11 protein-coding genes and 1 pseudogene are annotated in these 14,096 nt (G+C 37.6%); 4 read left to right on the plus strand and 8 right to left on the minus strand.

Going from position 1 to position 14,096, the window contains the following annotated elements:
- Positions 1 to 19 precede the first annotated feature (19 nt).
- On the minus strand, positions 20 to 1,738 hold the full coding sequence (acsA, locus tag BTHG_RS19590; protein ID WP_010678446.1) for an acetate--CoA ligase: 1,719 nt from the start codon (positions 1,736 to 1,738) through the stop codon (positions 20 to 22).
- Positions 1,739 to 1,931: 193 nt separating this feature from the next.
- Between acsA and BTHG_RS19595 the strand changes: the two genes are divergently transcribed.
- The 3 genes and pseudogenes from BTHG_RS19595 (at position 1,932) to BTHG_RS19605 (ending at position 4,385) form a co-directional block, all read left to right on the plus strand.
- On the plus strand, positions 1,932 to 2,564 hold the full coding sequence (locus BTHG_RS19595; RefSeq protein WP_010678447.1) for a GNAT family N-acetyltransferase: 633 nt from the start codon (positions 1,932 to 1,934) through the stop codon (positions 2,562 to 2,564).
- A gap of 26 nt (positions 2,565 to 2,590) precedes the next feature.
- A pseudogene (locus tag BTHG_RS19600) lies at positions 2,591 to 3,234 on the plus strand (acetoin utilization AcuB family protein).
- On the plus strand, positions 3,231 to 4,385 hold the full coding sequence (locus tag BTHG_RS19605) for an acetoin utilization protein AcuC (RefSeq protein WP_010678449.1): 1,155 nt from the start codon (positions 3,231 to 3,233) through the stop codon (positions 4,383 to 4,385). Before BTHG_RS19600 ends, BTHG_RS19605 begins: the two are co-directional and overlap by 4 nt.
- Before the next feature lie 31 nt (positions 4,386 to 4,416).
- On the opposite strand, the gene ccpA is transcribed toward BTHG_RS19605, so the two are convergent.
- From ccpA to BTHG_RS19630, 5 genes are all read right to left on the minus strand, one after another.
- Positions 4,417 to 5,418, minus strand: a complete 1,002-nt coding sequence (gene ccpA, locus BTHG_RS19610; protein ID WP_010678450.1) for a catabolite control protein A — start codon at positions 5,416 to 5,418, stop codon at positions 4,417 to 4,419.
- A gap of 202 nt (positions 5,419 to 5,620) precedes the next feature.
- A complete protein-coding gene (locus tag BTHG_RS19615) occupies positions 5,621 to 6,697 on the minus strand; it encodes a bifunctional 3-deoxy-7-phosphoheptulonate synthase/chorismate mutase (RefSeq protein WP_010678451.1) in 1,077 nt (358 codons plus the stop codon).
- A gap of 265 nt (positions 6,698 to 6,962) precedes the next feature.
- Positions 6,963 to 7,289: a bacillithiol system redox-active protein YtxJ gene (ytxJ, locus tag BTHG_RS19620; RefSeq protein WP_010678452.1), complete on the minus strand. Its 327-nt coding sequence runs from the start codon at positions 7,287 to 7,289 to the stop codon at positions 6,963 to 6,965.
- Positions 7,290 to 7,309: 20 nt separating this feature from the next.
- Positions 7,310 to 7,702 (minus strand): YtxH domain-containing protein, encoded by a 393-nt coding sequence (locus BTHG_RS19625; RefSeq protein ID WP_010678453.1) that lies wholly within the window; start codon positions 7,700 to 7,702, stop codon positions 7,310 to 7,312.
- A 14-nt stretch (positions 7,703 to 7,716) separates the two neighbouring features.
- Positions 7,717 to 8,154 carry a DUF948 domain-containing protein gene (locus BTHG_RS19630; RefSeq protein ID WP_010678454.1) on the minus strand — a complete coding sequence of 146 codons (438 nt, stop codon included), beginning with the start codon at positions 8,152 to 8,154 and terminating at the stop codon, positions 7,717 to 7,719.
- 192 nt (positions 8,155 to 8,346) lie between these two features.
- Between BTHG_RS19630 and BTHG_RS19635 the strand changes: the two genes are divergently transcribed.
- Positions 8,347 to 9,462: an aminopeptidase gene (locus BTHG_RS19635; RefSeq protein ID WP_010678455.1), complete on the plus strand. Its 1,116-nt coding sequence runs from the start codon at positions 8,347 to 8,349 to the stop codon at positions 9,460 to 9,462.
- A gap of 50 nt (positions 9,463 to 9,512) precedes the next feature.
- Here BTHG_RS19635 and murC read toward each other — a convergent pair whose 3' ends face one another.
- Positions 9,513 to 10,811: a UDP-N-acetylmuramate--L-alanine ligase gene (gene murC, locus BTHG_RS19640; protein ID WP_010678456.1), complete on the minus strand. Its 1,299-nt coding sequence runs from the start codon at positions 10,809 to 10,811 to the stop codon at positions 9,513 to 9,515.
- 578 nt (positions 10,812 to 11,389) lie between these two features.
- Positions 11,390 to 13,906, minus strand: a complete 2,517-nt coding sequence (locus BTHG_RS19645; protein WP_010678457.1) for a DNA translocase FtsK — start codon at positions 13,904 to 13,906, stop codon at positions 11,390 to 11,392.
- Positions 13,907 to 14,096: the final 190 nt, after the last annotated feature.

Genomic DNA, 14,096 nt, shown 5'->3' on the forward strand with positions numbered 1-14,096 from the left:
TTTTTGTTAGCTGTATTTTTTAATCTTCCATTGTGGAAAGGTCACCTGTTGGTAAATCAAGCTCCCATGCCTTTAAAACACGTCTCATGATTTTTCCACTACGGGTTTTCGGAAGTTTATCCTTAAACTCAATTTCACGAGGCGCAGCATGTGCTGCTAAACCCTTTTTCACAAAGTTTCTAATTTCTTCTTTTAACTCATCTGTCGGTTCATAACCATCAATTAGTGCAACGAAAGCTTTAATAATTTCTCCACGTACAGGGTCTGGCTTTCCGATTACCCCCGCCTCAGCAATTGCTGGGTGTTCAACTAATTTACTTTCTACCTCAAACGGTCCAACCCGCTCACCAGAGGTCATAATTACATCATCAACTCGACCTTGGAACCAGAAATAACCGTCCTCATCCATATAGGCTGAATCCCCTGATACATACCAATCACCAGGCATAAAGTAAGACTCATATTTTGCTGGATTGTTCCAAATTTGATGCATCATTGAAGGCCAGCCTTTTTTAATTGCTAAGTTACCCATTCGGTTCGGTGGTAATTCATTCCCTTGATCATCTACAATAGCAGCTTTGATTCCAGGGAATGGTTTACCCATTGAGCCAGGCTTAATTTCCATACAAGGGTAATTGCTTATTAGCTGAGCTCCTGTTTCTGTCATCCACCAGTTATCATGAATGCGTAAATTAAATACTTTTACTCCCCAACGTACAACTTCAGGGTTAAGTGGCTCACCAACACTTAACACATGACGCAAGGATCGTAAATCAAATTGTTTTACAAGCTCATCTCCAGCGCCCATTAGCATTCTAAATGCAGTCGGAGCACTATACCAAACTGTAATTCCATAATCCTCAATTGTTTGGTACCAATTTTCAGGTCTGAAACGTCCTCCTACAATGACGTTTGAGGCCCCGTTCAGCCAAGGACCAAAAATACCATAAGACGTTCCTGTTACCCATCCTGGGTCAGCCGTACACCAATAGATATCATCTTCTTTTAAATCTAGAATCCAATTGGCTGTTTGATATTGTTGAATCATCGCGTTATGAACATGCAAGACTCCCTTTGGCTTACCTGTGGAGCCAGAAGTATAGTGTAAGAGCATGCCATCGGTTCTTTCCACCCATTCAATTTGCAATTCTTTACTTGCCGTTTTTAAACGACCTTGAAAGTCAATAAAAGGACCTTCCTCTTTTACATCTTCACCGACAAGAACGATATGCTCTAATGCAGGAAGATCATTGAATGGAATTCGATCTACTAGCTCTGGAGTTGTCACAATAACCTTTGCTTCACTGTCTTCTAAGCGGTCACGAACAGCGCCTTCCATAAATGCTTCAAATAGTGGACCAACGATTGCACCTAATTTAATAGCTCCTAATACTGTAAAATACAATTCAGGAGAGCGCGGCATAAATACAAATACACGGTCCCCCTTTACCACATCAGCAGCTTGTTTTAACACGTTAGCCGCACGGTTCGTATATTCTTTCATTTCCTTAAATGTATATTTCTCATCACGTGATGGATCACGATAATATAGGGCAACTTTATTTTTCCTTTCACCCTCAGCATGGCGGTCGATTGCTTCATAGGCAATATTTACTTTGCCTGTTTCATACCAAGAAAAATTCTTTTCTACTTCTGCCCAATCAAAATTCGCATATGCTTCATCATAATCTTTTAAATTATAATTACCTTTTGTCACTGGTAGCGCTTCCACTTTCACATTACATTTCCCCTTTATGTAATTTATTTACTATTCTATTATAAAATAAAATTTACCTTTTCTCAATTTTTAAAATTTTGTTTATATATTATTTTTCTGTAAAATTGTATAATTAGTGTAATAACAGTTGAAAACGCTTCATTTTTACTAGATTCATGTATAATGATAATGACTTTAGAATGGTGGTGACATTGTGGAGCATAAGAAAACATATAATGCAAAGGAACTAAAGACCCCTCATGGTACACTTATAATAGAAGGTCCCATTTCTGGAGAAACCCTTGCTAGCTATGATTTTCACGAAGATTTGGTAGCATTTCGTACACCAGACCAACAGCATAAAGCATTGGTTGAAATTGCAGACCTACCTGAAGGAAGAATCATTATTGCGAGAGAGCATAATACCATCGTTGGTTATGTTACATACCTTTATCCAGACCCACTTGAGCGTTGGTCTGAGGGAAAAATAGAAAATCTAATAGAATTAGGTGCAATTGAAGTTATCCCAAAATTTCGAGGCTCTAGGGTTGGTAAAAATCTCTTAATTGTTTCAATGATGGATGATGCGATGGAAGATTACCTAATTATTACAACTGAATATTATTGGCACTGGGATTTGAAAGGCACCGCCCTAAATGTATGGGAATATCGAAAGGTAATGGAAAAAATGATGAGTGCCGGTGGACTCGAATGGTTTGCAACAGATGACCCTGAAATTAGTTCACACCCTGCCAATTGTTTAATGGCGCGAATTGGAAAGCGTGTAAATCAAGATACAATTGAAAGGTTTGATAGGTTACGCTTTATGAACCGATTTATGTATTAAGGAGTTTAAAGTAAGGGGGATCTCACATGATTGTTGAAGAAATAATGAAAAAAATGTGATAACGTTATCACCGAATGATACCATTTCTACCGCGATAAAACTAATGGACGAAAAAAAGATTCGACATATTCCTGTCGTAGATACAAATCAACATGTGATTGGGCTTATTAGTGACCGTGATATTCGCGATGCAAAGCCCTCCATCCTAGACTTTACTAATCAAGAAAAAACACTAGAATCACCAATAAAGGAAATTATGGTGAAAGACGTCATAACCGGTCATCCACTCGATTTTGTGGAGGAAATTTCTGCTGTCTTTTCTCAGAATCGAATTGGCTGTCTACCAATAGAATCCAATGGACAATTAGTTGGAATTATCACAGAAACAGATTTACTGCATACTTTTGCACAACTTACAGGTGCAAACCAACCCGGCTCCCAACTAGAAATAAAAGTACATAATCGAGCTGGTGCTTTGGCAGACGTTGTCAATGTTATAAAAAACCATAATGTAAATATACACAGTGTGCTTGTTTATCCTGACAAGAACACCCAATTTAAAATTGTAGTCTTACGAGTTCAAACGATGAATCCAACAAAAATTATTACAAATCTAAAAAATGAGGGGTACACTGTGATGTGGCCTTCCATTCCAGGGTCTCTATCATGACAAAAGAATCTGCTTTTGTCTATTCAGACCATTTGTTAAAATATCGTTTTAGTCATGATCATCCCTTTAACCAAACGAGGGTAAAGCTTACATATGATCTACTTAAAAGTTTGAACTTGTTAGATGACTCGGATATTATTCCACCTAGAATTGCTTCAGATGAAGAATTGCAGCTTGTCCATGATCCAAGATTTATAGAAGCTGTTAAGTTAGCTGGTGAGGGAAAGCTCCCTGAAGAAATTGGACACAACTATGGGATTGGTACAGAGGATACTCCTATTTTCCCAGGGATGCATGAAGCAAGTGCCTTATTAGTAGGCGCTACCCTTTCCGCTGTTGACCATGTGATGTCAGGAAAATCAAAGCATGCTTTAAATCTAGGCGGGGGATTACACCACGGCTTCCGTGGGAAAGCATCAGGATTTTGTGTATATAATGACAGTGCCGTTGCAATTCGCTATATGCAAAAGAAGTATAATGTAAGGGTACTTTATGTAGACACGGATGCACATCATGGAGACGGTGTTCAATGGACGTTCTATGATGACCCTGACGTATGCACACTATCCATTCATGAGACAGGACGATATCTATTCCCTGGAACCGGAAATGTTACGGAGAGGGGCTCTGGTAAAGGCTATGGGTATTCCTTCAATATCCCATTAGATGCATTCACTGAGGATGACTCTTGGTTACACGCCTACAAGACTGCCTTTACTGAAGTAACGGAATTTTTTAAGCCTGACGTTATATTTACGCAAAATGGTGTGGATTCACATTACTATGATCCGTTAACACATTTGTCTGCGACTATGAAAATCTATCGTGAAATCCCTAAGCTTGCTCACCATCTTGCCCATCAATATTGTGATGGCCGATGGATTGCAGTTGGCGGAGGAGGGTATGACATCTGGAGAGTCGTACCAAGAGCATGGTCATTCATTTGGCTTGAAATGATTGAAAAATCCGATATTAGTGGTGCACTTCCAGTTGATTGGATTAATAAGTGGCAGCCAAAGGCAAAATTAACCCTTCCTACATACTGGGATGACGAACCAAATATTTATCCTCCGATCCCAAGAAAAGCAGAAATTGAAGAAAAAAATGCCTTAACTGTTTCAAAAACTCTTTACCCTATACGGAATAAATAAAAAAAACACGGTTAACCGTGTTTTTTTATCTTTATTGTTTAGTTGAATTTCTATATTCAATCCGGTGTGGTAATACCACGATTTGTTCTTCAACATTTTCTTTGTTCATGAGCTTCGTTAATAGTCTCATTGCCACCGCGCCAATATCATACATTGGTTGTACAACCGTGGTAAGCTGTGGACGTACCATGAGTGCTAAACGGGTATTATCAAAGCCGATTACTTCAATATCATTTGGAATTGAATATCCTAAATCTTGTGCACTATGGATAACTCCTAATGCCATTTCATCCGTACCAACAAATATAGCAGTCGGCTTGTCCGCTAATTCATGAATCTTTTCAAAACCTTCAATACCTGAATCATATGTGTAATCACCTTCATATACATATTCTTCATTGAATGAAAGTCCTGCGTCCTCGAGGGCACGTTTGTAACCTGCTAATTTCTTTTCTGCATTAATCGGCTCGTTTAACGGTCCGATAATAAACGCAATTTTCTTATGTCCTCTGTTTGCTAATTCCGTAACTGCATCGTACGAAGCTTGCTCCGAATCAATTATAACGGATGGAACCGTATCTGAGCTTTCAACTGAAGCAGCCAACACAATTGGCACAGGTGACTTTTCGAATTCCTCAACATGTTCCTGAGTAACATTTCCACTCATAAAAACAATACCATCTACTTGTTTTCCTAGCATTGTATTTAATAGGTGAAATTCTTTATCCTTGTTTTGATCCGAGTTGCTTAGAATGATATTGTATTTATACATTGTTGCAATATCTTCAATTCCACGTGCAAGCTCTGAATAAAAAATATTTGAGATATCCGGAATGATAACTCCTACTGTAGTCGTTTTTTTACTAGCTAGTCCACGAGCTACAGCATTTGGACGATACCCTAATCGTTCAATTGCTTCTTGTACTTTTTTTCGGGTTGTTGGTTTTACATTGGGATTGCCATTTACAACACGAGATACGGTTGCCATTGATACATTGGCTTCCCTTGCTACATCATAGATTGTCACATTCATTGACAGCACTCCTTATTTCAAGTAACTCTTATATGTAGTATGAGCTTTTTTATACAAACAAATGTTAAATTTGTTCACTTTATCTAAATAATCATACGACACTTAGCTTACAAGGGCAATTAATTTGTGTAATTCTTAACAAATTCGTTAAAAAAACCCCTAAAAAACCTCCTACTATAGTAGTAAGAGGTTTTGATGAAAACTATACACGAACGGCTTGAGATGCCTTAAGTTCAGTGATCCATTTTTCAAATTGATCAAAATCCATTTGCTGTGCTGAGTCTGATAAAGCAACTGCTGGATCTGGATGTACCTCCGCCATAACACCATCCGCTCCAATTGCAAGAGCAGCCTTTGCACATGGCAATAATAAATCTCGGCGTCCAGTTGAATGTGTTACATCAACAAATACCGGTAAATGTGTTTCCTGTTTTAAAATTGGAACTGCAGAAATATCTAATGTATTACGAGTTGCTTTTTCGTAAGTACGGATACCTCTTTCACAAAGAATAATTTGGTCATTACCTTGAGAGATGATATATTCAGCTGCATTTACGAATTCGTCGATTGTAGCAGCTAATCCACGTTTCAACAATACAGGCTTTTTAACAGAACCTGCTGCCTTTAATAATTCAAAGTTCTGCATGTTACGTGCACCAATTTGAATAACATCGATGTATTCACAAGCAACTTCAATATCCGCAGGATTTACAATTTCACTGATAACAGCCATATCAAATTGATCAGCGACACGTTTTAAGATTTTTAATCCTTCAAGTCCTAATCCTTGGAAGTCGTAAGGAGAAGTTCTAGGCTTGAACGCACCACCACGAAGTAAACGTAAACCATGTTTCTTCGCTTCCTGCGCAACTGCAGCTGTTTGCTCAAAGCTTTCAACCGCACAAGGTCCAACGATGAATTGTTGTGTGCCATTACCAATTTTTACGCCTTTTACATCAACAATTGTATCTTCAGGTTTTTTCTTACGCGAAACAAGGAGAGCTTTGCGATGATCATCCTCTTGTATCTCAAGACCCGCCTTAAAGATTTCTTTAAAGATATGTTGAATAGTTGATGTTTCGAAAGGTCCTTCATTATGCTCTAAAATGTTATTTAACATTTTTCTTTCGCGTACAGGATCATAGCGGTTAACACCTTGTGTCTCTTTTACTTTACCAATTTCTTGAACTAATTTTCCCCGTTCACTAATAAGTTTAAGAATTTCAAGATTAATTTCTTCAACTCTTTCACGAAGGTTATCTAATTCTGCTTTACTCATCTCTCTCTTCCTTTCTCCCGCAAGTTATAAGTCGCAATTTAGTCGAAATTATGATATATTTCTAGTAATTAGAATTCATTATAAACGATAAAATTCAATATGTCACTAAAAACTTTATTACCTAAACGCTTTTAAGCAATAAAGTATTATATGCTTATAAAAATTATCGGTGACAACTAAATTAAATAGTGATATTTAAAAAGTCCATGGTTTATCCATGGACTTTTTGTAGTTAGAGAAAAACGGATTTCCGACTATTACTATATTATTCTCCAGCAGCCACTAATGATTCCTTTGTAATACTTCTATGGGATGCGTTCCATTTTATCTTGCCATCCTCAAATAGAAGTGCTTGAGGTGATTCATGTTTGATTCCAAAGGTTTCCGCTATGTAATTGGAAAGCTGTTTTGCTTCTTGTACATATAGAAAATAAGTTGGTACATCCTTATGTTCCTCTACAAACTGCTCATACTCATCAAATGCCGCTTTACTAATTGGACAGGTTAAACTGTGTTTGATAAAGATAAATTTATTTTCGTTAGTAAGGACTTGGTTAAATTCTTCAATTGTTTCAACTTTTGCTTTCCCCATGTTTACATCTCTCCCTTTGTTTATTGGTTATGTTGAGTATTACTTTCTGCTTCGGTTAAGGCTTGCTTTGCTTCGGCAAGCTTTTCCTGGAACAACTGCTCATTTTCTGCATGATCTTGGTTCGTTACTTCTGGCACTTCTTCTGTTTCTTGAATGTCTTGTTGTAATTCGGGCTCATTTTGCAAATTAGGTGCTTTAAAGTCTTTTACTTTCGTTAAAATTTGATTTGATTGCTCGGAAATTGTTTTGGATAGTGTATTTGTTTTTTCTTTTACAACACTTGCTTGATCATTTAGTTGCCTACGTAATTCCTGTCCTGTTTTTGGAGCTAAAAATAGAGCTGTTGCTGCTCCAACTGCAGCACCAACAATTGTACCAAGGATAAAATTTGAACCACTATTCTTTTTTCCCATCGAAATCCCCTTTCTTAATTTGAAAAATGTTTTTCATGCTTTTGTTTTTTATCTTTCCATTTATCCCATATCTCTATTACAGCGTTTCCTACTTGAACGACTTGTGAGATTTTGGTTTTGTTTTTCTCCAATTGCACAGCAACCTCATCTGTCACATTTCCAACTGATTTGTTAAAGCGTTGCAATGAAGTTCCAACATCCTTAACGGCATCAACTACTGTATTTAGACTTTCCGACTTCTGCTGAATATCATCTGCAAGCTTATTTGTTTTATTCAGTAGGGCAGTCGTTTCACTTGTTATACCTTCCATTTGTTTCTCTAATCCAGATAAGGTACCTGCAACATTATCCAATGTATGTTGAAGCGAACGAAGCGTTTTGGAGAGATAAATAACTAAAATTAAAAATGCTACTGCAATTACTGCAACACTTATGTAAACGATAAGAATCATTCGTGATGCACCTCCTTATATCTTTCTTACCCGTTTTTACCACAAATAATCATATTCTCCCATTGTTTAACTTTCGACATATCTCAACGAAATCCCTTCAGAGAATTAGTAGGCTTTTATTTAGTAAACAAATTTCTTTTATTAGGTTACAATAAGAATGTACATATGCAAATAGAAAATGGAGGCAAAATCATGAAAGATTCACGAATTGAAACACTCGCTCGAAATTTAATTAATTATTCTGTACGCCTTCAAAAGGGTGAAAAAGTTCTTATTGAAAACTTTGGGTTACAGCGTGAACTCGTTATTGCATTAATTAACGAGGCATATAAAGCAGGAGGATATCCATTTGTCTCTTTAAAGGACCATCAGGTAGACCGTGCTTTATTACTGGGAGCACAGGACAAGCAATTTGAAATGAAAGCGGATTTTGAAGCTAACGTTATGAGTAAAATGGATGCTTATATTGGCTTGCGATCAGGTGATAACATTAATGAATTCGCTGATGTTCCCGATGATAAAATGAAAATTGAAGGTAATACAGTCGGCAAAAAAGTACATCGGGAAATTCGTGTACCAAAGACAAAATGGGTGGTTTTACGTTATCCAAATTCATCAATGGCTCAGCTTGCAAAAATGAGCACAGAAGCATTTGAAGATTTTTATTTCAATGTATGTAATCTTGACTACGGTAAAATGAGCACTGCAATGGACGCTCTAGTTGAACTTATGGACAAGACAGACAAGGTTCGCCTTACAGGCCAAGGAACAGATCTCACATTCTCCATCAAAGGAATCAAAGCGATTAAATGTGCGGGAGAAATGAATATTCCAGATGGTGAAGTATATACGGCACCTGTTCGAGATTCAATCAACGGAACGCTAACTTATAATACACCTTCACCATATCAAGGTTTTACTTTTGAAAATGTTTCACTTACTTTCAAAGACGGAAAAATTGTTGAGGCTACCTCTAATGATACAGAGCGTATTAATAAAATACTAGATACAGATGAGGGCGCACGTTATATAGGTGAATTTGCAATCGGGGTAAATCCATATATTCAACATCCAATGCAAGACATTCTTTTTGATGAAAAAATTGATGGCAGCTTCCACTTTACCCCAGGTCAAGCCTATGATGATGCTTATAATGGAAACAACTCAAATATCCAGTGGGATATGGTAAATATTCAGCGTCCTGAATACGGTGGTGGAGAAATTTACTTTGATGATGTTCTTATTCGTAAAGATGGCCGTTTTGTCATCCCTGAACTTGAGCCATTAAATCCCGAGAATCTTAAGTAATTGTAAAAGGACCTTTGCGATTGATTCGCAAGGTCCCTTTTTTTACAGTATTATACTAAAGCTTTTTCATAAGCGTCCTGAAACTTTTGAATATCGCCTGCTCCCATAAAGATTAAAACACTGTTCTCATGTTTTTTAAGTATCACAGTATTATCCTCTTTAATTAGCTCTGAACCAGGGATTTTTCCTTGTAAGTCAGTGATTGAAAGTTCTCCTTTGTTCTCACGTGCTGAGCCGAAAATATCACAAAGATATACTTGATCTGCCTTTTCTAGGCTTGCAGCAAAGTCATCCAAAAATGTCTGTGTTCTAGTAAAAGTATGTGGCTGGAAAATAGCAACAATTTCACGTTCCGGGAATTTCTGACGAGCAGCTTCAATTGTTGCATTAATCTCAGTCGGATGATGAGCATAATCATCAATGACAATTTGGTTTCCAACTCGCTTCTCAGAGAATCTACGTTTCACTCCTTGGAAACTTAACAAACGTTCTTGAATAATTGACATATCAATATTTTCGTAATGGCATAATGCAATTACGCCTAAGGCATTTAATACATTATGATTTCCATATCCGTGGATAGAAAAGCTTGCAAAGAACGTATTTCGTACAAACACATCAAAGGTAGTACCTTCCGTACTCTTTTTAATATTACGAGCTTGAAAATCATTTTCTTCCCCAAATCCGTAAAATACGACAGGAACCTTTGCCTTGATACTTTGAAGATATTCATCGTCACCACAAGCAATAATTCCCTTTTTCACCTGAAGTGCCATTTCCTGAAATGCATTAAAAACATCTTCTACATTTGCAAAATAATCCGGATGGTCAAAATCAATATTTGTCATAATTGCATAGTCAGGGTGATAGCTTAAGAAATGTCTTCTATATTCACATGCTTCAAAAACAAAGTTCTTACTATCCTCAGAACCCTTTCCACTTCCATCTCCAATTAAATAAGAAGTAGGCTCTGCTCCCTGCAATACATGAGCAAGTAAGCCAGTCGTTGATGTTTTACCATGGGAGCCTGTAACGGCAACACTCGTATATTTTTTCATAAATTCACCTAAGAAACGGTGATATCGAATAACAGGTAATCCCATTTCGACTGCTTTTGCTATTTCTTCATGAGTATCAGGAAAGGCATTCCCGGCAATAACCGTCAGACCTTCATGAATATTTTCCTTGTTAAAAGGTAAAATCTTTATTCCTCTTTGCTCTAAAGGCTTTTGTGTGAAATAAAACTTTTCATGGTCAGACCCTTGAACTTCATAATTCATATCATGAAGTATCTGTGCCAACGAACTCATGCCAGTTCCTTTGATTCCAACGAAGTGGTAAACTGTCATATAAAGAACCTCCAACATTGTCTATCTGTAAGACAGTATATGAAATTCATCTAGTTTTGATAATTGTACCCATGATTTTGAGACTGGTGCTAATGAATTTTATGTATATATACAATCATCTCACATTTGTTCATTATAGCACTAATCAATACTGAAGACCATTATGAAAAAATGACTAGAAAACAGCCAAAAAATGAAGTATGTCCTCAAAACCAGTATTCAACGTGGGATGAGTTAACCTTATTATGAACGTAGGACCATAGAATTAACCTTTGCTTCGCTTATTTTTGTATCTATTTGAATTGTTATGTAGGTCCTTTTAACTACACATCAAAAAAGCTGATAACAAAAGTTATCAGCCCAGACTGTTGACAAACGCTCGCATACTGCGTTGCTTGCCTCCCTCGTCCGTTCATGAAGGCAACTTCTATTCGCGTCTTCGCTCAGCTGCGCGCCTTGTCTGACAAGCGTTCGCAAGACAGTCTGGGAATAGAATTTATATTTTGATATCCTTAATAATTCATATAGACAAAGTCAGCACTGACTTTGTCTACATTCTGAGCTGATAACAAAAGTTATCAGCCTTCATAAATCTCTGCTAAATCCTCTTCAGTTATTAAAACTTCCCTTGGCTTACTTCCTCGTGATTCAGAGATAATTCCTTGTTCCTCCATCATATCAATTAACCGCGCTGCGCGATTATAACCAATTCTAAAACGTCTTTGTACACTGGAGGTAGATGCCCCCCCATGTTCTAAAACGAATTCACATGCCTCTAAAAAGAGTTCATCCTCTTCATTTGTGATGGAGGCCTTCTTTAAAAGCTCTTCTTGCTCAAACATATAGCTTGGCTTCATTTCCGATTTTACAAAATCAACAACCGCTTCAATTTCATCATCTGAAACAAAATTCCCTTGAACACGGATTGGTTTTGATGACCCATTCTCAAGGAACAACATATCCCCTTTGCCTAACAGTTTTTCTGCTCCACTTGAATCAATAATGGTTCTTGAATCAACTTGAGAAGACACTGAAAAGGCAATTCGTGTTGGAATATTTGCTTTAATTAATCCGGTGATTACATCAACCGAAGGTCGTTGTGTAGCCAGAATTAGATGAATTCCACATGCCCTTGCTTTTTGAGCAATACGGCAAATTGAATCCTCCACATCCCCTGGTGCTACCATCATTAAATCTGCCAACTCATCGATGATAATGACAAGATATGGTAGTTTTCCACTTTTCTCATCATGTTTTTTCACCATTTCATTATATCTGCCAATATCACGTACTCCAGTATGGGCAAATAATTCATACCGTCTTTCCATTTCCTCAACTGCCCACTTTAGGGAAGCCGTTGCAGCCTTCACATCAGTAATGACAGGGCTCACTAGATGTGGTATATGGTTATATGGCGCAAGTTCTACCATTTTTGGATCAATCAATAACAGCTTTACTTCATCCGGAGAAGCCTTATAAAGCAAACTGACCAGCATTGCATTAATACATACGCTTTTACCAGAACCAGTTGCACCTGCAATTAATCCATGTGGCATCTTTTGCAAATCCGTCACAATTGGCTTACCAGAAATATCGAGACCCATTGCTACAGTTAATGGTGATTTATTCGATATAAATTCTGAGCTTTGGATGATTTCTTTTAAAAGCACTGGTTTGCTTTTTTTATTTGGCACTTCAATTCCTATCGTATTTTTTCCTGGAATTGGCGCTTCAATTCGAATATCCTTTGCAGCCAAACTCAATTTAATATCATCTGATAAATTTGTAATTTTATTTACCTTTACCCCTGGCTCAGGATGTACTTCAAATCTAGTAACGGCTGGACCTTGCGTTACATTTACTACCTTTGCACGCACTTTAAAATTTCGTAGAGTTTGGTCTAGAATATTTTGTTGTTCGACCAACCACTGACTGTCATCCAACTGCTCAGCAGGAGGTGCATTTAAATAAGATAGAACCGGAAACGAATATCCTGGGAGTTGATTTTCGTCTTCACCATTCATATCTTCTTCCTGCTGAATGATTCTTGCCGGTTGGATTGGAGCCACTTGTTCCACTGATACTTCCTCTTGTTTCGGTGGGACTTGTTCTTTTACTATTTCCTCATGTTTTGTTGGTTCCTGTTGGCTTTTGGGTTCAACAGGCTTTATTGGAGTTACTTGGCCTACTTGTCTTGTATCGCTTTGTGACAATTTCTGTTTGTCCTTTTTAAACATTAAAACATTAAATGGAATATTAGACCTTCTCGGCTTAGCATTTGTTTGCTCTGACTCTTGTGTCGGTTCAACCTGTCGTTGTGCATTCTCATCCGATTCTTCATTTTCTTCCACTTCATGCTTCATTGGAGTTTCTACCAATTCTTCCATTGGCTGTGGCGGTTCTTTTTCTATTAACATTTCAATTTGCTTCTCGTCTTGATCAATCACATTCGTTTCAACAATGTCCGCAGAATCTTCAGTTGTAAAAGTGTGAGCTGATGTTTCCTCACTACTCAAATCAATATTAGATGGGACAGTATTTACTCGTTCAACCTTTTCTAATTCTTCTTCCCTTATTAATTGATTGGCAAAGCTTACAACCTTTTGCTGTGTTTCGTCATTCGCTATTTCTTTTAGTTCGGATTCAACTTGCTCAGTTAGTAGAATTGTAGAAGCCACCTCTTCTTGTGCCTCTTTCCATGCCCTTGCAATTGATTCGGTATCCGCGATAGGTTTTACAGGAAGTTCATACTCTATGACTTCATCTTGAGGCTTCGGCTTACCTAGACCAAATACAGGGGATGGGGTTTCAGTTGGGCGAAAGGGTTGTTTCTCTTGTACTTTTACAACAGGTTTAGGATTTGAATGCCTTTTAGGTTCTGCGGCCCTTGTTTTCTGAGGTCGCTTTGTTTGTACTTTTTCCGTTTTCCTTATTTCTTGATCTGGAATAACGGGGAATCGAAATTTCCCCTTTGGGTATTCGTATGTAACTCTCGCCTCAGCAGGCTTGTTTTGTCGGATTTGAGTCGTTTTTATTTCAATTGGATCGTCATCGTCCGCCTGTAAAAAATGTAGTAATTTCTTTATCCAATTCACAACTATCACTCTTCCATTATCAAATACGCCTCGGCGTATTTGCGCCCGATTTTTTTAGGCCCACACGATGTGGGTCACAAAGACGTTGCCACAGGACGTGGCGTTCTTAGTCTTTGATCCTAAGCTCGAAAAACTTCCTTTGAAAAATCGTGGCATCCGCCGGAGGCTTTAACTTTATTCGGCAGAAGTT

Source organism: Bacillus timonensis, from assembly GCF_000285535.1.
Taxonomy (GTDB): Bacteria; Bacillota; Bacilli; order Bacillales; family Bacillaceae_L; genus Ferdinandcohnia; species Ferdinandcohnia timonensis.